This window comes from Marinilabiliales bacterium (assembly GCA_007695015.1).
Taxonomy (GTDB): domain Bacteria; phylum Bacteroidota; class Bacteroidia; order Bacteroidales; family PUMT01; genus PXAP01.
The window spans coordinates 55,186-77,924 of the sequence record REEN01000063.1; the positions used below are offsets into that span (position 1 = coordinate 55,186).

Here is a 22,739-nt window from a genome sequence, read left to right on the forward strand (position 1 = left end):
CCCCGGGGCGTGAGCCTCCGGGGTCAAAGATGTATCATGAAATTCAGAAGCTTAGCAGGGAAAACCCTATGGCAAACGGGTACAATTCCGGCCCTTTCCCATCCTGGAACAGGGCAACCGGATAATAATTTGCATAAAGATTCATCGACCTGTAACCTGCGCGTAAAGTTATTCCATATCTGAAAGGCGAAAGATAGAAATCATCCCTGACTCTCTCCCGGCTTCTGCTGGAATTATCTTTGTAAACAACACGTGTATTTGATCCGATATTAACACCGCCGGTAACACCCGCGGCAAAATGAGCCCGGCGCGCACGGCTAGTATGCCTGGTCTGAAACTCCAGGAGAAGGGGAACATTCAAATATATGGCCCTTAACCTTGACCTGTCGACACTGATTCCCGGGTCGTCATACCATACCGGGACTATTTCACGATTTTCCTTGATTATGCTTACATCGTTGGAAAAACGGTAGTTGTTATACTCAAATCCAACCCCGGTTACCAGCCCGATATTATTATCTGAAATGGCAAGGCTGTACTGCAGCACGTTAATTCCAAGGTTCACCGAACGGGCAGCGGCCAGCTCCATATAATCCATATCGGCGCCAAGTGAAGTTGAAAAATCAGAATTTACGTAGTTATTCAGTCCGATGTCCAAACCCCTCCAGTGACCCCTGAACGGCCTGCTGCGACGGTATGATTCTGGACGGTCCATCCTCCCCCGGTCAGAAATACTTATGTCGGTTTTCCCGTTTGCCTCAATTATGGTTATATCCCTGTTGCCCAGCGATATGGTTGTGGTGTCATATCTCCTGGCCTGTGCAGTCCTTCTTCCGGGCTCATCGCCCTGCATTACGGCTGTATCAAGCGTTCCTTCTTCCAGCATCTCAACCCTGTTTATCATCTCCTCGCCTGTTTGTGCAGTTATATGCCCGGCATGTAATACCGTACTTATAGTTACACTTAAGATAACTATATTTATTATTTTGCTTTTCATAGTTATAAAATTAAATTGATTTATATGAAATTGTTTGTAACCGTAGGACGTAAAGACTGCCTTTTTTGTTACAGCTAATCATGATTAACTGAAACTGTCCGCTCGAATGCCACTAGCCGTGAGTTGAATGCAAGGGAAACAACTTGCCCGTCAGGGTCAAGTTCCCTTTCAAGCCGCATTTCAGTCCCGGTAATGGAGTTTATGCCTTTCACTCCGGCATCTGCAACATCCCAGAATGTAAGCCTCTCCTTTACCTCATCATCGGCAACCCGGGCAACCAGGTTTGTCAGCCTGCTGACCAAAGAACCCGTTGCTGCCGCTTCCCGGCCGTCAAAAACAAAAGAAGGAGTGTACAGCCCGGCGAGATCAGGATGGTTCTCTGCCGGCTGGCTGTGCTTAAGCAAAACCGGGCCCTGCGAACGAACGGTAAGAGGTGCAATGGTGAACAGTTCGCGTGAAAAGTGAATTTCTTCTGAAGGCGCCTCTGACAACTCAGATTCAACTATTTGCTGAGTTAATAATATCTCATGGTCTGCAGGTATGATTCTTACATTTTCAAATATTATTTCTTCAGAGCGGACTCTTTCAGCAGGCCACGATGCCATTCTTCTTTCCGGGGCCAATGCGGGAGTATCGTTCCTGAACAGATGACCGGCAAAAAACCCGGCCGATATAAGGATTGCTATTGTAGCAGCAATTGAAACTGAACGGTACAAGAGCCTTCTTATATGCCCGGCACCTTTCTTGTGCGGCAATGCATGTTTGAGGATACTCTTCTTGTACTTGAATATAACAGACTTATCAGGTTTAAGTTTTAGCAGTTCGAATAACTTTGCATCCTTAATATATTCAGGGTTGCCCTCAAGGAACCCTTTCAGTGCATCAAGCGAATCTTCATCAAGATCACCCTCTGCTGCAGCTATGCAAAACTGCTCAAAGTTCCCGTGGGTTACCTTTGCAGCCAGACCTCCCTTTTTAAGATCCTCTTTCCTGATGAATTCAACAGAGGGAGCTTCAAGAGTAATACCGGCCAGATCGGTATCAGCTTCAAGACCGGGATTCGCCTCAAGGAACTGCATAAGCAATTCCTCCTCTTCCCTGGTAAGCTTTCCCTCTGCCATATCGAGAAGGTAAGCTTCGTAATTTTTTCTGTTGAGCTGCATATTAATTATATATTGATGATCCGCGCACTAAATCAGAACCTCCATCCTGCCAATATACTTTTTCAAAAACACCCTGCCGCGATAGATATAAACCTTTACCTGTGATTCGCTGAGTCCGGTTATGCCGGCAATCTCTTCATAAGAATACCCTTCATAATCCCTGAGCATTATAACGGACCTTTGTACTGCAGGCAGTTTTGTTACAGCTTCATGCAAGACTTCATTCAAATCGGTGTACTGACCGTTATCTGAATACATTTCCTCCCTGATATTTTCGAAATTAACCCGGGATTTCTCTTTCCGTATTGCATCTATCATAGTATGATATGCTGTTGAAAAAAGGTATGATTTCATTTTCCCCGGCAGAATTGTATCGATTTTCTGCCACACTTTTTCAAAGGAATCCTGCACTATATCGCGTGCCTTCTCCTCATCTCTTATGTTCTTAAGGATAAACCTGAACAAGGCATCTGAGTGCTCATCCACACACCTGTTGAAAGCATCTATTCCCATTTACCGGAGAAATTTTAATTATGTGACGACATTGCAGGGGGAAAAGTTACACCAGGCATGAAAAAATTCCATCCCTCTTCCGGTGCCGCCCCTGACATGATAACTGACAGAGAGTAAACCCACGGTCACAGGGCCTGCATAAGAGCCCTTACCGGAATGCACCGGTCATACTTGCCGGACCAGTGTGCTCAATCAGACTGTCTTGCCATTTCAAGCGCACTTGTAGTAATGTAATACTTGGCTATCATGTTCGGAACTTCCCATTCCGGCATCCTGCCGTCAACCAGAAAGCGGAGGTATTTCCGGGTTACACTGGCAAAATGGGCTTCATGCCCAACATCATATACATCAGGCACATTAACCTTCCAGGAATCATCAATCCTTTCAAGCTCAATTCCCGGATATTTCTCCTGCACTGCAGTAAACTCTTCAGCAAGGATTTCCTCAAAATCATCCATTTCAATATGCCCGGCAGGCCTTATATACAATACCGGCTTGTAATCCTGCTCCTCACCCTGTTTTATGATCAAACTGGCATTGGTTCCCCTGGTAAGGGAATAGTGTGTATCACCTGCTCCCTCAGGTGCGCTGTAATCCCACTTTACAATTACGCGGGCGTGAACCCCGTTGAGAACATAATCCATTTCGCCGTTTGCGTATACCTGAAGAATTCCATCACTGTCAATGTACTCTTCAAGATAGTCAGGAAAAGCCTCTACACCTGTAACCCTCTCAAACTGTTCAGCTTCAAGGCCTGTGGGCCATCTGCTTGCCGAAAGCATTTCCACATCATTCTCATAGTCGATTATGACCCCGTGGAAACAAGACCACTGGATCAGGTCAACAAGATGTGTTGTTACATCAACAATACCATCGCCCTGCTGGTTGACATCAAAAAACCATGGCGGACGACGAAGGACCTGACCTGAAACATATTTGAAAAAATGGTGTACGCTTTCCTTGATTACAGCTGGGTTTTGCGGACTGCCCTTTTCGAGCAATCCGAAGACACCGGGAAGGCGCATGATCTCCTTTTGAAGAATGCTGGTAATTTCGTATCTCTCTGTCATTATATCATAAAGAAGTACATTATTCTTCCCGGCCGTTTCGAATGCCTCAACAAGAAGGTTAAAGTTCTTCTTATTGATTGCCATCGGCTTATCTGACAATACATTCAGTCCTGCATCAACTGAATTCATTATATAATTAGTCTTTAGTTGGTTATTCCCGGCCAACACCACTACATTTCCCGGTCTTTCCCTAAGCATCCTTTCGAGGTAGTCGCTTCCTGTATATACAACCTGATCCCATGAAGTGGGATTTTCTGCACGGGTGTTGTAGTTCTCTATCATAGCCAGATGCTGTACAACCTCCGGACTTTCAGGAGCATAAACATGAACTGTCGGGTTCACCTGATCGTACATATCCTTCTGAACCAAATATGCATGGAAGTGTCCGGGTGCAACAGTGATCAATTCAACTTCGCCTGGTGCACCTGTAAAGACCCGTTCTTCCCTGGGTCCGCAGGAACTTGTGAGTACTGATACCATGATTACCAATAAAATCTTTTTAAATAGTGTAATGTTCAACATAACTTAAAGTTTTAGTGCATTAGAAATTTTATATACCCATGCGTAGGGTGAAGGATTTAAACCAGGAGAGAGTGAGGGTGGAGTTATGGTTATACCCGTGCTGGTGACGGAAAAATCAATCTTCCCTTCATAACCAAGCATGCGTACACCTGACGGAGCACCAATTCCACTCACAATTATATCATTATCACTCCATTTTGTAACTATAAGAAAAAGATCGCTGCCTTTTCTTGTAAAATAGCTTGTTGTTTGTGCATCAATAACAGGGGCATCTTCCCAGGTACGGGTGCCATAGATCCCCTCGCCGTTAATCCTGAGCCAGTCACCAATATCCCGGAGTCTTTGCTGCTGGATCACCGGTATCCTGCCGTCAGCAGTGGGCCCGACGTTAAGCAGGAGGTTGCCTCCGCGTGCAACCTTATCGACCAGGTAATGTATAAGGAACTCCGAACTTTCATAGTCATCAAGAGATTCGTTCCTGTTGTAACCGAAAGAACCTCCAATTCCCCTTGTTTCCTCCCATGGATGGGTGATTACATCTCCACTGATAACCTGATCGTGGATCAGATCATACTCGGTTGTATAAAAGCCCCCATGCCTGCTTCTCGTTTCACTTCCCCAACGGTCATTTACAACTACATCAGACCTTGCAGGAGAATCGTTGTAAAGCCATGCCAGAAATTCAGTGCTTCTCCAGGTTTCACTTGGATGGTCCCATTCACCATCGGGCCAGAAAATATCAGGTTCATAACGAGTAACGAGGTCCTTCATCTGCGGAAGCATATGCTGGTCGACATATTTTTCAACATTTTCATGATATAGCGGATTAAACCATTCATAGAGGGAAAAGTAAAAACCCATCCGTAATCCATGCCCTTTAACAGCCTCACTCAAATCCCCTGCCAGGTCACGATGAGGGCCAACATCCCATGAGTTCCAGTTCCAGGAATGTTTGCTTGGCCACAGGGCAAACCCCTCATGATGCTTTGAAGTCAGGACAACGTATTTTGCACCTGCATCGGAAAAGATCGAAGCCCACTGATCAGGATCAAACATTTCAGCCCTGAAACCACTTACAAAATCCTGGTACATGAATTTATCCCCGTAAACACTATCGTGGAAATCCCTGAACTTGGCCCCCGCACTGGTTTCAGGCTGCATCATGCGCCGCCAGTACCACTCAGCATACTTTTCATAAACAGAACCGTCAACCGGACCCCATGCCGGAACTGAGTAGAGACCCCAATGAAGGAAGATACCGAATTTGGCATCAGAGAACCACTCCGGGACAGGGCGGCTGTTTATCGATTCCCAGTTGGCTTCATATCTCTCCTGTGAGTATGAGGCACAACAAATTGTCACAACAATGAATAACAGAATTGAACGCACCATATACTAAGTTTTAAATTATTTAAAATAACTGATCGGTTTTTTACAACGATTAAAGAATTATGCCAGCAGAGTTTCCGGGTTTATTATCTGTTTTGTCATTCCAGTTACTTAACAAGCCTTCCTTTCCAGTCAAATACTGCATAAAAGGAGGTGATAACAGTAAAACTAATATAAAATAAATAGAGAAGCTGCACTACCGGAAAATATTTCATGAGATTCTGCTGCCCGAAAAACCGGGAAACTGATAGAAGAAACGGAAAATCAATAACAGATTTTACTGCAATTATAAAACAGGCCGTCAGCAATAGCTGCGGGAAAACGGGAGAAACCAATATACATGCCGCAGCCAAAAAATTCACAAGGAATACAAGCAGCGCAGTAAACACTGATGCAGGATTCCTGTAATAACGGCTTTTCGAAGTCCACCTTCGCCTTTGCTTAAAAAACTCCTCCATTGTATCAATCGTGACAATACGAACGATTGCATTGCGGTCTTTCAGAAAGGAGATTTTTTTATCTCCCTTACTTTGCATGGCCATAAGCAGAAAGACATCATCGCCTGAAGCAATATCCCTACGAATCCCTTCCTTAACTTCAATATAGGCATCCCTTTTAAATGCAAGGTTGGCAGAACTGCACATAACTCCCTTACCAGCTGCGATCGACCCGGCAGTTGAGCCGGTAAGACTGAGAAATTCAAGTCTTTGAAATATTGAAAAGAAAGTATCCGGGCCATCCATCAGCACCGGACCGGAAACCAGGTCAGCACCAGAGCTGCAGAGTTTACCGGCCATTGCTTTTACCCAGCCGGGTGACGGAATGCAGTCGGCGTCGGTAGTGAGCACAAGCGGATAACGGGCCATTGAGACTCCCTTGATAAGTGCATTCTTTTTACCTTCCACACCATCTCCAAGCCTCAGATAACGGATGTTCCTGAATTTTTTTGCAAAAGACATAACCATCTCAAAGGTAAGATCAGTTGAGTGATCATCAATAATCATGATCTCCATAAGGTTCTGCGGGTAGTCCTGATCCTTCAGGGAATTTATCAGTGAAACAATGTTCAGCTCTTCATTTCTTACAGGAATTATTACAGAAACTTTACCCGTGGATACAGGGCTCCCCATAGAAACAGCAGGCATCCGGACCCATCCGGAAAAGAAAATCCCGATCAGTAAAAGATAGAGACTTGCAAGTATTACCGCAGTTATCCACAATACGGTCATAGGCAGTTCAAAATAACACCATTGAAACAGGTTCTGCCGGTTACTGAGGGATCCACTCAAACAGCTGATAATGTTCACTGTCCATCCCGAAATGTCGGTATACCTGCATTGCCTTTTTGTTGGTAATATCTACATACAATCTAATCCCGCCCAGTCCGGGATCATCTTCAACCCTTTGTTTAATATGTTCGTATAAATGACTAAATAAGCGTTTATTACGATGTTGCTGAACCACATAAACGGATTGTATCCATAAAATTGTGCGGTTCCTCCAGTCACTCCATTCATAGGTGATAAGAAGTGACCCGGCTATATTTCCATCGAATTCGGCTACATAGTAACAACCTTTACCGGGATCTGAGAATACAGCTTTCACTCCCTGCTCCACATCTGCAGGATCAAGCTCAAGTTGTTCCGTTTCCCTGGCCAAAAGGATCTGAAAAGATTCAATTATTCTGCTGTCACCCTCCTTCGCTTTCCTTACTACAATCATACTATACTGACATTAAGCCTATCCGAGAAATCAGTATGCAATATGAAGAAATTAATTAATAAAGCAAAGGGCTTATGACCAAAAAGATAAAGTTCGTCAGGCTCCCTGAATGTCTAAATTTGTAAGTCCCGCACGCCTGGCGGCGTTAACAGCATTACGGTACTCCCCTGTCGTTATTCTCCGGCTGATCCCGGGATAATCCCCGGCCTTGTACATTGGACGGTACTGCGACATTATGTTGATATAGGTGTCTTTCGGGAGATTCTCCCCAATCCAGTTCATTACCTGCTCAGATCCACCTACATTATTGGGCATAACCAGGTGTCTTACCATCAGGCCTCTCTGCATGATACCGTCGTTTGTTGTCTGCCCGGCAACACCAACCTGCCTGTTCATCTCGATCAATGCCTTTTTCGTAACTTCAGGGTATGATTCGGCACCGGGAGAGTATTTATCTGCCATCTCAGGATCAAAGTATTTAAAATCAGCAAGATAAATATCAACAATCCCGTCGAGCATATAAAGTATCTCCAGTCGCTCCCACCCGTGCGTATTGTATACAAGAGGCAGATTAAGTCCTTTTGATGCTGCTTCGTCAAGTGCAAGAAGTATATGAGGTGCGTAATGTGTAGGTGTAACAACATTGATGTTATGACACCCCATCCGCTGAAGCGAAAGCATCATATTCGCCAGCCTGCCTACGCTTACCCTATGTCCTGCACCTCCCTGGCTGATCTCCCAGTTAATGCAAAACACACAAAGAAGACCGCAATGAGTAAAGAAAACCGTTCCCGAACCGTTCCTGCCTACAAGCGGGCGCTCTTCACCAAAGTGGGGACTGAAGGATGCGACTTCCAGCCTTGAAGTTGCATTGCAATAATCGCCCTTCTGGCCCCTCAGCCTGTCATTCTCGCACTGGCGGGGACAGAGCCGGCAGGCAGCCATCATATCCCACATAACTTCAGCCCTGGCTTTAAGTTCACCCGTCCGGTGAAGTTTAAGGTATCCCGGCTCAAATTCACCGTTTTCAAAATTGTTTTTTGGGTTCATTACAGTCCCTGATTTTTCATTATCACTGCCGGAGTTTCCTGAAAAACAAGCTGCCATGGCAGGCATGGGCAACAGTCCGGCACATGATAACGATGCCATCTTTCTGCAAAACTCCCTGCGGCCTGATTTGAATCTGTCCATAATAGGATAATTTTATTTATTTTTTAACGGCAGATACCCTTTGAAAATTGCAACACGGCCCTTTGTTCTCCCTGTGCCGGCAAATTAATTGATTACAACGGCCCTTCATACTTTTATTTCCAGGCAGGCTTTTGATCTATCCCTATAATATGCCGGTATATAAACCGTTGGTAAAAAACAGTTAATTTTACACTTTACATTTTTTAAAATTTGGTTAACTAAACAACACAACTGTGAACAAATTTAGCAAATCATTTAAAAACCTGAGGTTATTGCCGGTATTTGCAACTATACTGATCATAACCGCAGGCCTGCTTACAGTATCGGCAACGCGGGATTTCCGCCTTGCACGGAACATGGATATCTTTTTCTCAATGATCAGGGAAATCAGCATATTCTATGTTGATGAAACAGATCCCGAAGTGCTCATTGAAAGAGGTATTTCAGGAGTTCTTGATGGTCTGGATCCCTATACAACCTATATTCCTGAATCTGAAAAAGAGAACTTTGCCACCATGACCACCGGCAGGTACGGAGGTGTTGGCGCCCTGATCAGACAAGTGGGAGACCATGTTGTGATAATCGAACCATACGAGAATTTTCCTGCGCAGAAATCAGGTCTCAGGTCAGGAGATATAATTATTGAGATTAACGGGGTATCTGTAAAAGGAAGGCTTGTAAATGAAGTAAGTGAAATGCTTAAGGGCCAGCCGGGAAGCAATATATCAATTACCGTAAAACGAGAATCTGAGAACAGCCTTGTTACAAAAGAACTGACCAGAGAGGAGATCAAGATAAACAATGTCACATGGGCAGGGACAGTAACTGATGGAGTCGGATATATCCAGCTTAACGGATTCACAGAAAATGCGCACCGGGAAGTGCGAGAAGCATTGGACAGATTAAAAAAAGAGAGTGAAATCACATCGCTCATTCTTGACGTACGAGGCAACCCGGGCGGATTGCTTATGGAGGCAGTCAGTGTCTCCAATCTTTTTGTGGATAAAGGAGAAGAGATAGTGAGCACAAAGGGAAAGGTAAGGCAATGGGATCAAACATACAGGGCCCGGAACAACCCCGCAGATACAGAAATCCCGCTGGTCGTGCTTACAGCACGCAGTTCAGCCTCGGCTGCCGAAATCGTTGCAGGCGCCATGCAGGATCTTGACAGAGGTGTTGTGGTAGGTCAGCGGACATTCGGTAAGGGACTTATCCAGACAACCCGTCAGCTCAGCTATGATGCTCAATTAAAGATCACAACAGCGAAATACTATACGCCCAGCGGAAGATCCATACAGGCAATGAATTTTTCAGACGATGGCGCTTCAGCTGCCATACCCGACTCACTTATAAATGAATTCAGGACAAAAAACGGACGGGTTGTTTATGATGGTGGAGGGATAATGCCCGACATACTGATAGAAGAAGAGAGGCCATCTGCTATACTTGTAAATCTTTATACACAGAATCACATATTTAATTATGCAACTCTCTACGCATCAAGAAATCCGGAAATACCGTCTGCAAGGGATTTTGTTCTTTCTGATGATGATTACCAGGATTTTTTGGAATACCTGGACCAGAACCGATTCGAATACCAGACGCAGACAGAAGCGAATTTCAGGCAACTTGTAAGCACAGCAAAACGGGAAAACTACTATGAACATTCTGAAAGCCTTTTTAATGAGCTTAAAGAAAGAATCAAGCTTGACAAAACCCGCGATTTTAAACTCTATCGCAAGGAAATAAAAAGATTGCTCGAAGAGGAAATTGTAAGCAGGTATTATTATCAGAAGGGGCGGGTTGAAGCAAGCCTAAAAGGTGATCCGTACATCGATAAAGCTTTGGACATCCTGCAGAACAAACAGTTATACGACTCGATACTCGGGGGGTCTGTTGTTGCTTCCAGATAGTTCAGGGCTCAGGTTCAGCCTGCCCGCTGATGAAAAAGATGACATATTTACGGTCTACCCTCACACGGGGCTGTTAAATTGTTTCATAAATGCTTAAGCACCATCAGTCGCAACAACGGTTAAGACAGTCTACTATCTGCGTGAGATTCTGATGCTTCAGATAATAATAGGTATTCTTGCCTTCACGTTTTGAAGAGAGCACTCCTTTGTCTTTAAGAATACCCAGGTGATGTGATGTTGTAGATTGCTCAATCTCGAGAAGCTCGTGTATTTGCGTGACAGTCAGTCTTTTGCCGTCCTCCAGGTATTTCAGGATTGCAATTCTCATCGGATGTGCAATAGCCTTAAGCATATTGGCAGCCTTTTCAAGCTTCTCGACATTTAATTCGCTTATTTGCATGACATTATCATTTAAAGTTAAAGTGAAAGTTAAGACCGGTTAAAGACAGCAGCGGTTAAGGGGGACCTGTTATTCACCGTTAATTAGTAATATGCAAATATATAAATACGTCTCATGTGGAAACATGATAATTATCAGAATGACCTGCAATTGATCCGGCCCGCTATAGGGCCAATGATCCTTTAAATTGCTATTTTTACAGCAAATTGATAACCATGAGCCTAACAAACATAATGGCACCGGTAAGCAGTGAAATGAAGGAATTCGAAAAATTCTTCAGATCAACTGTCAAAACAGATATTCCGCTGCTTGACCCTATCACGAACCATATCCTGAGGAGGAAGGGAAAGCAGCTTCGCCCGATGCTTGTACTTCTGTCGGCAAAGTTAACCGGCAAGCCAAACAAGTCAACTTTTACAGCCGCTGCAATGATAGAGTTACTGCATACGGCAACACTTATTCACGATGATGTTGTAGATGATTCTTATGAAAGAAGAGGCTTCTTTTCCCTTTATGCTATCTGGAAAACAAAGATTTCCGTTTTGGTGGGTGATTACCTTCTTTCACGGGGATTGCTCCTGGCGGTTGAGAACAAGGAATACCGTGTTCTTGAAATAATATCACAAGCCGTTAAGGAGATGAGTGAAGGGGAATTGTACCAGATAAAAAAATCCCGGAAACTTGATATTACAGAAAGTGAATATTTTGAGATCATAAGAAAAAAGACCGCAACACTTATGATCGCATGCACCGCTGCAGGAGCAAGTTCTGTCAACGCTCCCGGCAATGAGGTTGAAATGCTGCGTCAATATTCTGCACATGCGGGAATAGCCTTCCAGATAAAAGATGATCTCTTTGATTACCAGAAGAAGGGGATCACAGGGAAGCCTGCTGCAAATGACATAAAAGAGAAAAAATTAACGCTTCCCCTCATACACGCTTTATCCATTGCCCCGGGAAATGAAAAAAGAAAAATTATCAATCTTATCAGAAATAACAGGAACAATTCGCAGAAAATTGATAAAATCATAGATTTTGTGATCAGTAAAAACGGCATTGAATATGCGACGGCAATAATGGAAGAACACAAGGTCAAGGCAATTGAATCACTTATCAGCTTTCCTGATAATGAAGCCAAAAAGTCATTGACTGATCTTGCCATTTACATCACCGAACGAAAAAACTAGCAAGAAAGAGGCAGTTATTCATTCCATATCTGCTTGATATTATGTATCATACAATCTCGCACAGGATCTTTACTTTCACCCTTCTTCTCTATCTGTCATATATTCAGCTAGTTTACGTGCCCTTGCTTGTCCGATTACGGCCGATATCTCAACTTCTGAAGCAGCTGCGATGGCATCCCAGTTTTTGAAATGGTCATATAGTTTCTCTACTGTTCGCTTTCCAAGTCCGGGAACAGATTCAAGAACTGATCTGGCAAATACCGATGAACGTTTCTGCCGGTGGAACATAAGGCTGAACCTGTGTGCCTCATTCCGAAGATGCTGTATAAGTCTGAGTGTCGAGGAGGTTTTGTCGAGATAAAGAGGAACAGGATCACCCGGAAAGAATATCTCCTCAAGTCTCTTGGCAATAGCAATTACCCTTATCTTTTCGTCTAACCCGATATTTCTCAGGGCAACCATTGCAGCGCCAAGCTGGGCCTTCCCTCCATCGATAACAACAAGATCCGGAAAATCTTTATCTTCATCCTTAAGGCGTCTGTAACGGCGTCCGACAACCTCAGACATTGAAGCATAATCGTCGGGGCCCTTCACGGTATTTATATTATAGTGACGGTATTCACCCTTGCTCGGACGGCCATTTCTGAATACCACACACGCAGAAACCGGACTGGTGCCCTGGATGTTTGAATTATCAAAACACTCGATATAAACAGGCATACGGTCAAGCCCCAGATCTTCCTTTGCCTGTTTCAGAATCCTTTCAGATGGCTCTTCCCTTTTCTGTTCAGACAATCTTCTCTCCTTTTCTTTGATATAAAGTCCGGCATTCCTGGTTGAAAGATCAAGCAGTTTTTTTTTATCTCCCTTTCGGGGAATTGTAAACTTCACACCCGGGAATCCGGCATTCACAGGAAATGGTGTTATAACCTCACGTGCAGGAGTGAATTGTCCGCTCCTGATCTCAGCCATTACCAGCGCCAGCAGATCAGCCTTATCCTCACCAAACACTTTCCTGATCTCAATTGTACGTGACTGGACAACCGCGCCATCAACAACCTTGAGGAAGTTTGAAACTGCAATATTACCAGCATCTATAAAAGAAAAGACATCCAGATCACGCATTGCCGGATTGACTACGGTTGATTTGCTCTGGTACTTTTCAATAACATCAAGTTTTTCCTTGATCAGCTGCGCGTCTTCAAAAGCGTGGGATCCGGCAAGTAATCTCATGCGTTTCATAAGAAACTCCCTTACGCCCCTGATGTTTCCTTTAAGTATATCTCTTATCTGCGAAATATTCCGTTCATAATCTGCTGCTTGCTGTTTGCCTTCGCAAGGCCCCAAACAGTTACCAATATGAAATTCCAGGCAAACCCTGAATTTCCCCGATTTTATATTTACTTCAGACAAATTGTAATTACATGTTCTGAGGGGGTATAACTGCCTGATCATTTCAAGAACAGTTCTTACCATATGTAAAGAGGTATATGGCCCGAACCAGTCAGATCCGTCTCTTACAGGATTGCGTGTAGAAAATACCCGCGGAAAGGACTCGTTTTTTATACATATATATGGATAAGATTTATCATCTTTTAAAAGAACATTATATCTTGGTTTATACTCTTTTATCAGGTTATTTTCGAGAAGAAGGGCATCTGATTCTGAATCTACCACAATGTGGTCGATCGAACGGATTTGCTTGACAAGCACACGCAGCTTATTATTGTCGAATTGCTTTCTGGAAAAGTAAGACCCTACCCGTTTTTTAAGATTTTTTGCCTTCCCGGCGTATATAACCTTCCCATTTGAATCTCTGAAAAGATAAACACCCGGTAGTGCAGGCAAATTGGCTGCAGTCTTGATCAGCTGTTTTTTTTCAGGGTTGTCCATAAAATTCAACATTCAGGTATCGCAAAACAGATCAGTATAAGAGAACTCAGACACATCGAAAAGTCCCTTGTCACTGATTTTTAGCTCTGGTATAACCAGCAGGGCCATAAATGATAACGTCATAAAAGGTGATTTAAGAGTTGAACCCATTTCCTTAGCAAACCTCTCTACAGACCTGTATTTTTCAGATACATCGGAACCATAGGAATTAGTCATCAAACCACCAACCTCGAGACTTAATTCTTCACTCCGTCCGTCGGCTAAAGCAACCAGACCTCCCCGCATATCAATGATTCTGTTTATGGCTGCAGCAATCTCTTCATCGCTTGCTCCAACAGCAATAATGTTATGACTGTCATGGGAAACAGATCCTGCAATAGCTCCTCTATTCAGACCAAATCCCCTGATGAAGGCAGCCGCCGGAGGAATATCCCTGTACCTGTTAACAACAACTATTTTACATATATCTTTTTCAGGATCAGCAGCTGCTATTCCCTCAATTAAATTTGCTCTTTCAATACACGACCCGGTAAACAGCTGGCCGTCGAAGGCCGTTATCACTTTTATATTCCCACCCCTGGCCACAACTTTCAGATCATCAATGTCAATATGCCTTTTACGAAACGGAAAATCAATATTAATCTCAGATGCATTGAAATTAACCCTTCCATCACTATACACAAGCTCACCATTAATCCAGCTATCAGATACAATAAAATCCTCAAGACTATTAATAGCTATCATATCGGCCGGGTCACCTACCCTTAGCAATCCTACCGGTAAACCATAATGAAAGACCGGATTGACTGTTGCCGCCCGCAGCATCCTGAAAAGGTCAATCCCCTTTTTGACACCCCGGCTAACAATCTTATTTATATGTCCTTCCATTAGATCATCCGGATGCATGTCATCCGAACACATCATAACTGATCCTGGAAATTCATCAAACAATCTGCTAAAAACATCAAACCCTCTGGCAGCACTGCCTTCCCTTACCTGTATAATCATCCCGGCCCTGATTTTCTCTACAGCTTCTTCATACGTCAGACATTCATGATCAGTACTGATACCAGCCTTAATATATTTTTTCAGTTGTTTACCCCTTAGTCCGGGAGCATGACCATCAACAGGTTTATTCAAACTATGGGAGGCCCCTATTTTACTTAAAACTTCGGGGTCTTCATTCAAAACACCGGGAAAATTCATAACCTCAGAAAGAAACCAAATATCCCTTCGTTTAAGAAGATCGGAGACACTCTGTGAATTAAGAATTGCACCCGAAGTTTCAAACCCGGTTGCAGGTACACATGAAGGAGCGCCGAAAAAGAATTTTAAAGGTACAGTTTCACTGTTCCTGATCATGAAGTCTATCCCATCTTTTCCAGCAACATTGGCTATCTCATGAGGATCAGAAACCACCCCTACAGTTCCGTGCTTAACAGCAAGACAAGCGAATTGCGCGGGGGTTAGCATTGAACTTTCAATATGAATGTGAGAATCTACAAATCCAGGCATCAAATACCGATCGTAATTTTTCGAGGTGCCATTAATACCAATGATTTTCCCGCCTGCAATTATGATTTCTGCAGGATAAATCTTTTCATTCAACACATCTACAATATTCCCTTCGATTTTTTTATCCATTCAGAAGTAATTATTAATCTTTTTTCAGATTGTTCCACGTGGAACATAAAATTGCATAACAAAACAATAGCATTTACCTCCCAAGATAAACAAGAAGCACGCTTATGTCGGCCGGCGACACACCGCTGATTCTTGAAGCCTGACCTATAGTAACAGGTTTTACTTTTTTCAATTTTTCACGGCCTTCATGAGAAATAGATTTCAGACTGTCATAATCAATATTATCATTTATCTTAATATTTTCAAGACGGCTGATTTTACCAGCGATCATCTTCTCTCTCTCAAGATAACCCCTATATTTAATACTAATCTCAGTACTCTCTATAATATCACTATGGTACAAATCGTTTGAAACGATATATTCTTTAAATTCAGGTACATAATCAATGAGCTCTCTTAAGCTTACCTGGGGCCTAAGTAAAACATTGTTCAGTTTTACCTTTTGCTTCAACGGACTGGTGCCTTTCATCTCAAGCAATTCATTAATGACTTCAGGTCGACAGCTAAAGGATTCAAGAAAATTATTAATCTTCTCCTTTTTGCCAGTTTTACGCTGAAGCGCCATCATTCTATCCTCTCCGGCCAACCCCATATCATATGAGATTGGAGAAAGCCTCTCGTCAGCATTATCCTGTCTTAGCAGCAGGCGAAATTCGGCTCTCGAGGTAAACATTCTGTATGGCTCATCAACGCCTTTTGTAATAAGATCATCAATAAGAACACCGATATACGCAACATCCCTTCCCAAAATAAACGATTTCTTTCCCTGAATCTTTAAGTGTGCATTTATGCCGGCAATTATTCCCTGACCGGCAGCCTCTTCATAACCAGTTGTCCCATTTATCTGGCCGGCAAAATAGAGATTCTCAACGATCTTAGTCTCCAATGTGGGTCTTAATTGCACAGGTGGATAATAGTCATATTCGATTGCATACCCCGGCCTGTATATTTTAACATTCTCAAGTCCCTTAACAAACCTTAATGCTGATAACTGAACATCTAAAGGCAATGAAGATGAGAAACCGTTAATATAGTACTCGTTGGTATCGTAACCTTCAGGCTCAAGAAAAAGTTGATGTCTTTCCCTTCCGGAAAATGTAACAATCTTGTCTTCAATACTCGGACAATATCGTGGTCCGGTTCCCCTGATCCTCCCGGTGAAAAGAGGGCTTTTATCAAACCCTTCAGCAAGTCTTTCATGCACCTCACTGTTCGTATAGGCAATATAGCAGGGTAATTGCTTCTGAATTGGCCTACTACTATCAATAAACGAAAATTTTGAAGGGTTCTCATCTCCATCCTGCCTCTCAAGCTGATCAAAATCGACACTCCGGCCATCAACCCTGGGAGGCGTTCCGGTTTTCATTCTTCCTGTATTGAAGCCATGCCCAAGCAATACAGAAGTAATTCCTTCGGATGCAGGTTCTGACGCGCGCCCACCCCCGATTTTTACATCTCCAATGTGCATTAATCCGTTGCCGAATGTTCCGGTTGTTAAAATAACGGCGTCGCTATAAAAAAAACTTCCATATTTAGTCCTGACACCTTTTGCCGATTTACCGACAACCAGTAATTCCGTTACAGAATCTTGCCATAAATCAAGATTCGGCAATGATTCCAATATTTTTCGCCACTCAATTGAATACCCGGTCCTGTCACATTGGGCCCTGGGACTCCACATTGCAGGGCCCTTGCTTCTGTTCAGCATCCTGAATTGTATGGTAGTACGGTCGGTTACAATACCGGTATATCCTCCAAGTGCATCTATCTCCCTAACTATCTGCCCTTTAGCTATGCCGCCAATTGCGGGATTGCAACTCATGTGTGCAAACTTTCCCATATCCATGGTAATCAGTAAAACCCTGCTTCCCATATTTGCCGCAGAGGCAGCAGCTTCACAACCAGCATGGCCCCCACCAACAACAATTACATCATAATATTCACTGTGCATATATCCCTGTAACAATGTTATAGACCAAAGGCACCCTGTTCAGTTGTCAAAATTAATAAAATTTAATCTAAATAATAAAAAGGGCTGATCCTCCGACCCTGGTTATAAAAAACAACAGACCAGCTAATTATGTTCCCGGGGAGTTTTTAATTCATATACATCAAAATTCCAAATGAGGTTATCATAATGTTCCACATGGAACATTACAAATCATTATTATTTAAAATTAAAGAATCTCTATATAAGCCCCTGGAAGCAGGCCTTATCAAGATAATATGTCTCTTTCTCTCGCATAATCAGGCGATTTTTATCGTCATTATCATTGTATCCGATTATATGCAGAATGCCATGAGCAATAATCCTGCACAGTTCACGATAAAAACCTTCGCCATACATCTCTGAATTCTCCTTTACCCTGTCAATACTGATAATAACATCACCGCTAATAATATTGCCTTCACGGTAGTCAAAAGTAATTACATCGGTATAATAATCCTTATCAAGATATTGCATATTAAGAGAAAGCAAATATTCATCTGTAGTGAATACCACTGACAGATCACCCTCTTCGAATCCTTCATTAACAATCAGATAATTAATCCATTGTTTGAGGCTTCTGTTCCCCGGGGGTTCGAAATCTGCTTCGTGCGAGGTAATATAAACCGGCAATTTTATTTATTAGCTATAGATTGAAGACCATTTCAGAGACTCGCCCGTCATCATGAAAAGTAATTTCATCTGACAACTGCTTCATAAGAAAAATACCTCTTCCATTAACGTTTTCAATATTCTCAGGGGAAGTTGGATCAGGGACATTCTCAAAATCAAATCCCGGGCCTTCATCCCGGGTAATAACAGTCATTCGTTTATTATTTATACTGAAAGTTACATCAACTTTTTTTGTAGGATCAAGCTTATTCCCGTGAGAAATTGCATTATTAACCGCTTCGAGGCAGGCAATAAGAATATTGCCGTAGATTTCCGTAGCAATATCAAATTCTGCTGAGATCTCGTCGATGACTCGTTCTACTTCACGGAGATTATCAATTTTAGAATACAAGTTTAATTTCTTCTCCATATGGTACTAAATTAAACTGCAATGGTTCAGTGTGCAATAATTCATACATGCCACAATTATATTGACATCTGCATTTGTTAAATGCAATATCTTTAATATACTGTCTGAACGCCTTAATTGTTACAAAAAAGTGCGGATATTTACGGATAACATTATTTTTCATTGCCGGCTGAGCCAGAGCATGGGATCAAGTTTCCGGTTCTCTTCCCATATCCCGAGGTGAAGAACACTCTTATTACCTTCATCGGCATCAGTGAAAACCCGGCCGATAAGCTGACCTGTCCTCACAGTATCACCTGATCGAACAAACACATGAGATAAATTTGCATATACACTAAGGAAATTGCCATGCCTGATTAGAACAACATTGTTTAAACCCGGGATGGTTCTGACCTGGCGTACATCGCCGTCAAAAACAGCTTTCACATCGGCATTCTCAACAGTGCTTATAATAATTCCATCATTCTGTATCCTGATGCCCCTTAAAACAGGATGCGGATGTTCACCGAAAAAACCAGTAACAACACCTCTTTCCGTTGGCCAGGGCAATGCTCCCCGGTTATTCTCAAATCTGTCAGATAGAATTTTCTGCTCAGGGGTTAATTCATAAACTCGTGCTTCAGCAGCCCTGCGGGCCTCCTCCCTGAGTAAATCCTCTATAGCCTGTTGAAGGGATGCAGCAATTTTCTGTTGATTCTCCAGTTCACTTTTTAATTCCCTCTCACGTTTACGCAAATTCCTGACCATTTCATCATGTTGCTCTGACTCCCTGGCTATATTACGGGTCTCTTCCTGATGTCGGCGAAAAAGTAGAACCTGCTCCTGGCGATTACTTTCAAGTAATTCAATTTCAGACACGATTTCATTGGTCAACACTGATATTCGCTCAATCTGATTCCTTCTTGAAGCCGCATATTGCTGTAAATATTTATATCGGCGATAGGCCTGATTAAAATCATTCGCGGCGAGTATAAACATAATTCTTTGATGCGAAAATCTATGTTTATAGGCGATTTGTATCAATCGTGCGTAGGCAGCCCTTGCCTCTTTTAACTCATTTTCCAGTTCAGAGATACGTAACCTTTTATTCTCGATACCGTTTTCAATGTAACGTATCTCCGACTGAAGGGTTGCCGTTAAACTTTGCCTTAGTTGAAGTCGCCTGTTGAGAATGTTAAGTTGTTCCATTGAACTTTGCCGGGTAACACTGGTCTGTTCCAGCAACTTTGAAGTATTATCAATAATCTCCTGCGTCTCTTTTCGCCTTCTCTCCAACTCCTCCTTACTTTGCGCGTGCCCGTTGACACAAGCAAGTATAACCAATGAAACAGCTATGACAAAATACTTATTCACAAACATACTATTTGATTTCACGGAACCGGGAAGGCACATTAAATGGAAAACTAACATTATTTCCGGTTTCTATTCTTCCTATGGTAATATCTGCAGTCAAAGGAACATTATGTGATATAAAATAGAAGCCGATATCTACAGGCAAAAATCCATTGTCATAATTACCATAACTCCTGAAATCTATTCTTCCATACATATCTCCTTCACCGGAAATTTCTACACGGCTGGCTAGAAAATCTTTACCGACAGTAAGCCGGAACATCTGATTCCCTGTAAGATAAATATTGTTTTCAAGTTGTATATCTCCAGAAGATATAATAATTTTCCCATCTTGAAACCGGTAAGTTATATCAGGACTAAAAACCCTCCAATTCTTGTCAATAAAAGGAGCGGGTGACCCTGTAAAAACAAACTCAAAAAGCTCAAATGGCAATATATAAGGATAAAGCCTTGCAGCTTGCTTATAGTTCCCCTTAAAATATGAATTATTCAACCGGTCAAGTACCTTAACACTATCCCTTGTTAAAACGACCCGAGCAATTTCTATTCCGGCAAATGCACTTATGCTGGCCAGAATAGCGGAATCCCGCTTAATCCTGACATTAGCCCTGAAATTGACAGCATCTTCTCCTTCCTTTACCTGTACACTCACCCGTCCGGCAGAATAGGTATCAAACCCCGGATTACTATTGATTATGTTTTCAAATAATTCTTTTCCGCTGATCTCAGCATCCGTAACCACTGGCCTCAACGTACGGCAGGCGGCAGCTAAAACAATTATTGCAAATAAAATCTGCAAAAAATACAAGGACCTTCGGATATAATAATTTCGCATTTTTGCTTATTAAAACAATAAACTTGTGATCTGCTACTTTATCCAATCAACGCAATCCAGAAAAGCAAATCATAATAGCGCAAACCATAAACAGTACCGGAGTATCATAATTTCTTTCTGACAGTTTCAAGCAATATTTCAATCTCCTCTTCATCATCAGCCAGATCCCTGGCTTTGATAAAGTATATCTCGGCCTCCTCATTCCTTCCAAGCTGAATGAGTATTTGTCCGTAATGCTTTACAATCTCATATCTTTCAGAACCGGTATACTGATAAGCCTTTTCAATATAACTCAGAGCCTCATCGTACTCCCCAAGATTATAAAGAACCCATGCATAAGTGTCCAAAAATGCTGAATTGCCAGGTTCAGAATCAACTGCAATCCTGCTTAATTCGAGAGCCCTGTCAAGCTTTTCGCCTCTCAAAGCAAGATAATAGGCATGGTTGTTCATTGCAACAATATTATTACCGTCAGCATCCAATGACATCTTAAAGTATTGATCTGATAATTCAAACTCTTCCTTATTATTATAAATATCACCGAGAAGTGCGAATATGTGAGATCTCATTTCCAGTTCAATATTCTCATTACCTGCAGCCTCCGTAAGTAATTCTATTGCTTCATCTCTCAACTCCTTGCTGTTAAATGCATTACCGGTAAAATAAACAATAATTCCACTACCCGGAAAGCTATTTACCAATTTCGGACCTATTTCAACTATTTTGTCATTTTTTTCAAGGAATGAAAGCACACTGATCAGTTGCTCAGCAATTATAATATTCCCGGTATCATTTTCGTACAATTCCAGCAATACAGGGACAGACTCCTCGTATTGTCCTGACTGTATATGATACTCTGCGAGAATAATTCTTGCAGTATTGTAGCCGGGGTATTCATCAACAAGTAACCTGCCCAGCATCATGATGTCATTAATATCCCGGTTATTTATGCTTTCATCATATATTAATGCCCTTAGCACCTGTGCTTTGTCTGAATATTCGATCCCGGGATTCCGGAAGGCATTCACTAAATAATGAACAGCTTCATCAAACTTTCCGGTCCTCAAATAAAACTCCGCAACAGACAGCTGAGCCATCCCGTTTTCAGGGTCGAGCCTGAATACAGTCCTATAGCTTTCAAGCGCTTCCGAAAACATTTCCATTTCAGAATAAAGCTCAGCTAGTACACCATGATAGGCAGGCTCAAGAGGAAATTTATCAATAAGCCCGATAATCTCTTCGTGAGCTTTTTCATACTGCCCGGTTTCCATGTAGATACTTTTCCGCGAAAGCGAAATCTTCTCATTAATACCTGTTATTTCCTGGGCACGGTTGTATACTAAAATGGCCTCATCATACCGTTCTGTGTAACCAAGCATCGCCCCAAGTGTCATAAAAAGGTCTATTTCCCCGGGAAAGTATTCAAGTGCACTATAATAGACATTTATTGCATTATCAAAATCATCCAACTCCCTGTATATTCCGGCGAGATGCAAATAGTACCAACGGTTTTCAGGATCGAGTTCAAGCGCTCGGCCGGCATATTCCGTGGCATTCTCCTTTTCACCGGCGACAAAATAGACATAAGATAACTCATAATTTGCTACATCACTAAAAGGAAAAATATTCAGACTACGTTTCAGATAGTAATATGCATTTTCATAATCACCAATGATACGATATTTTATACCTTCATTCAGAGCATAAACATATTCTATCTGCCTAATCTCATTTAGTTTATCAAAATCCTCGCGACTTGTTATATCAACGCTACGGCACCCGGAAAAAATAATAATGGGATATATTAAAACTAATATAGATTTGGCTAAAGAGATTTTAACTGCCATTTTAAAATTTTCTTCTGTTAATTCTTTGGTTTAAGCCAAAAGGCATAGGTAGTATAAAGAAGGTCTAAAAC

At 42.3% G+C, this 22,739-nt stretch carries 19 protein-coding genes; 2 read left to right on the forward strand and 17 right to left on the reverse strand.

Translation table 11 applies throughout. The features are described 5' to 3' along the window. Positions 1-43: 43 nt before the first annotated feature. The 8 genes from EA408_08395 to EA408_08430 form a co-directional block, all read right to left on the reverse strand. Positions 44-997, reverse strand: a complete 954-nt coding sequence (locus EA408_08395) for a PorT family protein (GenBank protein TVR71653.1) — start codon at positions 995-997, stop codon at positions 44-46. A gap of 74 nt (positions 998-1,071) precedes the next feature. Further along, a complete protein-coding gene (locus EA408_08400; GenBank protein ID TVR71654.1) occupies positions 1,072-2,160 on the reverse strand; it encodes a hypothetical protein in 1,089 nt (362 codons plus the stop codon). A 27-nt stretch (positions 2,161-2,187) separates the two neighbouring features. Next, positions 2,188-2,673, reverse strand: coding sequence for an RNA polymerase sigma factor (locus EA408_08405; protein ID TVR71655.1), 486 nt, complete (start codon positions 2,671-2,673; stop codon positions 2,188-2,190). A 188-nt stretch (positions 2,674-2,861) separates the two neighbouring features. After that, complete coding sequence (locus EA408_08410) at positions 2,862-4,223, reverse strand: oxidoreductase (protein ID TVR71656.1); 1,362 nt, start codon at positions 4,221-4,223, stop codon at positions 2,862-2,864. Between the two features lie 45 nt (positions 4,224-4,268). Continuing rightward, on the reverse strand, positions 4,269-5,657 hold the full coding sequence (locus EA408_08415) for an alpha-L-fucosidase (protein ID TVR71657.1): 1,389 nt from the start codon (positions 5,655-5,657) through the stop codon (positions 4,269-4,271). Positions 5,658-5,761: 104 nt separating this feature from the next. After that, positions 5,762-6,883, reverse strand: a complete 1,122-nt coding sequence (locus EA408_08420; GenBank protein ID TVR71658.1) for a glycosyltransferase — start codon at positions 6,881-6,883, stop codon at positions 5,762-5,764. A gap of 40 nt (positions 6,884-6,923) precedes the next feature. Further along, complete coding sequence (locus EA408_08425) at positions 6,924-7,376, reverse strand: GNAT family N-acetyltransferase (GenBank protein ID TVR71659.1); 453 nt, start codon at positions 7,374-7,376, stop codon at positions 6,924-6,926. Positions 7,377-7,472: 96 nt separating this feature from the next. Further along, a complete protein-coding gene (locus EA408_08430; GenBank protein TVR71660.1) occupies positions 7,473-8,426 on the reverse strand; it encodes a radical SAM protein in 954 nt (317 codons plus the stop codon). A gap of 413 nt (positions 8,427-8,839) precedes the next feature. Here EA408_08430 and EA408_08435 point away from each other — a divergent pair, with 413 nt between their 5' ends. Continuing rightward, complete coding sequence (locus EA408_08435; protein TVR71661.1) at positions 8,840-10,480, forward strand: S41 family peptidase; 1,641 nt, start codon at positions 8,840-8,842, stop codon at positions 10,478-10,480. Positions 10,481-10,583: 103 nt separating this feature from the next. Here EA408_08435 and EA408_08440 read toward each other — a convergent pair whose 3' ends face one another. After that, complete coding sequence (locus EA408_08440) at positions 10,584-10,880, reverse strand: transcriptional regulator (GenBank protein ID TVR71662.1); 297 nt, start codon at positions 10,878-10,880, stop codon at positions 10,584-10,586. Positions 10,881-11,095: 215 nt separating this feature from the next. Between EA408_08440 and EA408_08445 the strand changes: the two genes are divergently transcribed. Continuing rightward, entirely contained in the window at positions 11,096-12,067 is a 972-nt protein-coding gene (locus EA408_08445) for a polyprenyl synthetase family protein (GenBank protein ID TVR71663.1), read from the forward strand. Positions 12,068-12,142: 75 nt separating this feature from the next. On the opposite strand, the gene uvrC is transcribed toward EA408_08445, so the two are convergent. The 8 genes from uvrC to EA408_08485 all read right to left on the reverse strand — a co-directional run bounded on the left by uvrC (position 12,143) and on the right by EA408_08485 (position 22,668). Then, the gene (gene uvrC / locus EA408_08450; protein TVR71664.1) at positions 12,143-13,960 is read right to left on the reverse strand and encodes an excinuclease ABC subunit UvrC; all 1,818 of its coding nucleotides are present in this window, start codon (positions 13,958-13,960) and stop codon (positions 12,143-12,145) included. A 12-nt stretch (positions 13,961-13,972) separates the two neighbouring features. Then, positions 13,973-15,604: an adenine deaminase gene (ade, locus tag EA408_08455; GenBank protein TVR71665.1), complete on the reverse strand. Its 1,632-nt coding sequence runs from the start codon at positions 15,602-15,604 to the stop codon at positions 13,973-13,975. Positions 15,605-15,677: 73 nt separating this feature from the next. Then, positions 15,678-17,555 carry a tRNA uridine-5-carboxymethylaminomethyl(34) synthesis enzyme MnmG gene (gene mnmG / locus EA408_08460; protein ID TVR71666.1) on the reverse strand — a complete coding sequence of 626 codons (1,878 nt, stop codon included), beginning with the start codon at positions 17,553-17,555 and terminating at the stop codon, positions 15,678-15,680. A gap of 237 nt (positions 17,556-17,792) precedes the next feature. Beyond that, positions 17,793-18,212 (reverse strand): rRNA maturation RNase YbeY, encoded by a 420-nt coding sequence (gene ybeY, locus EA408_08465; GenBank protein ID TVR71728.1) that lies wholly within the window; start codon positions 18,210-18,212, stop codon positions 17,793-17,795. A 25-nt stretch (positions 18,213-18,237) separates the two neighbouring features. Beyond that, on the reverse strand, positions 18,238-18,633 hold the full coding sequence (locus tag EA408_08470; GenBank protein ID TVR71667.1) for an ATP-binding protein: 396 nt from the start codon (positions 18,631-18,633) through the stop codon (positions 18,238-18,240). Positions 18,634-18,792: 159 nt separating this feature from the next. Then, positions 18,793-20,043, reverse strand: coding sequence for a hypothetical protein (locus tag EA408_08475; protein TVR71668.1), 1,251 nt, complete (start codon positions 20,041-20,043; stop codon positions 18,793-18,795). After that, positions 19,994-20,821 carry a DUF4292 domain-containing protein gene (locus tag EA408_08480; protein ID TVR71669.1) on the reverse strand — a complete coding sequence of 276 codons (828 nt, stop codon included), beginning with the start codon at positions 20,819-20,821 and terminating at the stop codon, positions 19,994-19,996. Before EA408_08480 ends, EA408_08475 begins: the two co-directional genes overlap by 50 nt. Positions 20,822-20,925: 104 nt before the next feature. Further along, positions 20,926-22,668 (reverse strand): hypothetical protein, encoded by a 1,743-nt coding sequence (locus tag EA408_08485; GenBank protein ID TVR71670.1) that lies wholly within the window; start codon positions 22,666-22,668, stop codon positions 20,926-20,928. Positions 22,669-22,739: the final 71 nt, after the last annotated feature.

What these genes read in the sequence shown, in the direction of transcription:
- uvrC (TVR71664.1), bottom strand. Translation starts at nt 13,960, where the DNA reads ATGGACAACCCTGAAAAAAAACAGCTGATCAAGACTGCAGCCAATTTG.
- EA408_08415 (TVR71657.1), bottom strand. Translation starts at nt 5,657, where the DNA reads ATGGTGCGTTCAATTCTGTTATTCATTGTTGTGACAATTTGTTGTGCC.
- EA408_08400 (TVR71654.1), bottom strand. Translation starts at nt 2,160, where the DNA reads ATGCAGCTCAACAGAAAAAATTACGAAGCTTACCTTCTCGATATGGCA.
- EA408_08475 (TVR71668.1), bottom strand. Translation starts at nt 20,043, where the DNA reads ATGTTAGTTTTCCATTTAATGTGCCTTCCCGGTTCCGTGAAATCAAAT.
- ade (TVR71665.1), bottom strand. Translation starts at nt 15,604, where the DNA reads ATGGATAAAAAAATCGAAGGGAATATTGTAGATGTGTTGAATGAAAAG.
- mnmG (TVR71666.1), bottom strand. Translation starts at nt 17,555, where the DNA reads ATGCACAGTGAATATTATGATGTAATTGTTGTTGGTGGGGGCCATGCT.
- EA408_08470 (TVR71667.1), bottom strand. Translation starts at nt 18,633, where the DNA reads ATGGAGAAGAAATTAAACTTGTATTCTAAAATTGATAATCTCCGTGAA.
- EA408_08395 (TVR71653.1), bottom strand. Translation starts at nt 997, where the DNA reads ATGAAAAGCAAAATAATAAATATAGTTATCTTAAGTGTAACTATAAGT.
- EA408_08410 (TVR71656.1), bottom strand. Translation starts at nt 4,223, where the DNA reads ATGGTATCAGTACTCACAAGTTCCTGCGGACCCAGGGAAGAACGGGTC.
- EA408_08430 (TVR71660.1), bottom strand. Translation starts at nt 8,426, where the DNA reads ATGAACCCAAAAAACAATTTTGAAAACGGTGAATTTGAGCCGGGATAC.
- EA408_08420 (TVR71658.1), bottom strand. Translation starts at nt 6,883, where the DNA reads ATGACCGTATTGTGGATAACTGCGGTAATACTTGCAAGTCTCTATCTT.
- EA408_08440 (TVR71662.1), bottom strand. Translation starts at nt 10,880, where the DNA reads ATGCAAATAAGCGAATTAAATGTCGAGAAGCTTGAAAAGGCTGCCAAT.
- EA408_08405 (TVR71655.1), bottom strand. Translation starts at nt 2,673, where the DNA reads ATGGGAATAGATGCTTTCAACAGGTGTGTGGATGAGCACTCAGATGCC.
- EA408_08480 (TVR71669.1), bottom strand. Translation starts at nt 20,821, where the DNA reads ATGCGAAATTATTATATCCGAAGGTCCTTGTATTTTTTGCAGATTTTA.
- EA408_08485 (TVR71670.1), bottom strand. Translation starts at nt 22,668, where the DNA reads ATGGCAGTTAAAATCTCTTTAGCCAAATCTATATTAGTTTTAATATAT.
- EA408_08425 (TVR71659.1), bottom strand. Translation starts at nt 7,376, where the DNA reads ATGATTGTAGTAAGGAAAGCGAAGGAGGGTGACAGCAGAATAATTGAA.
- EA408_08445 (TVR71663.1), top strand. Translation starts at nt 11,096, where the DNA reads ATGAGCCTAACAAACATAATGGCACCGGTAAGCAGTGAAATGAAGGAA.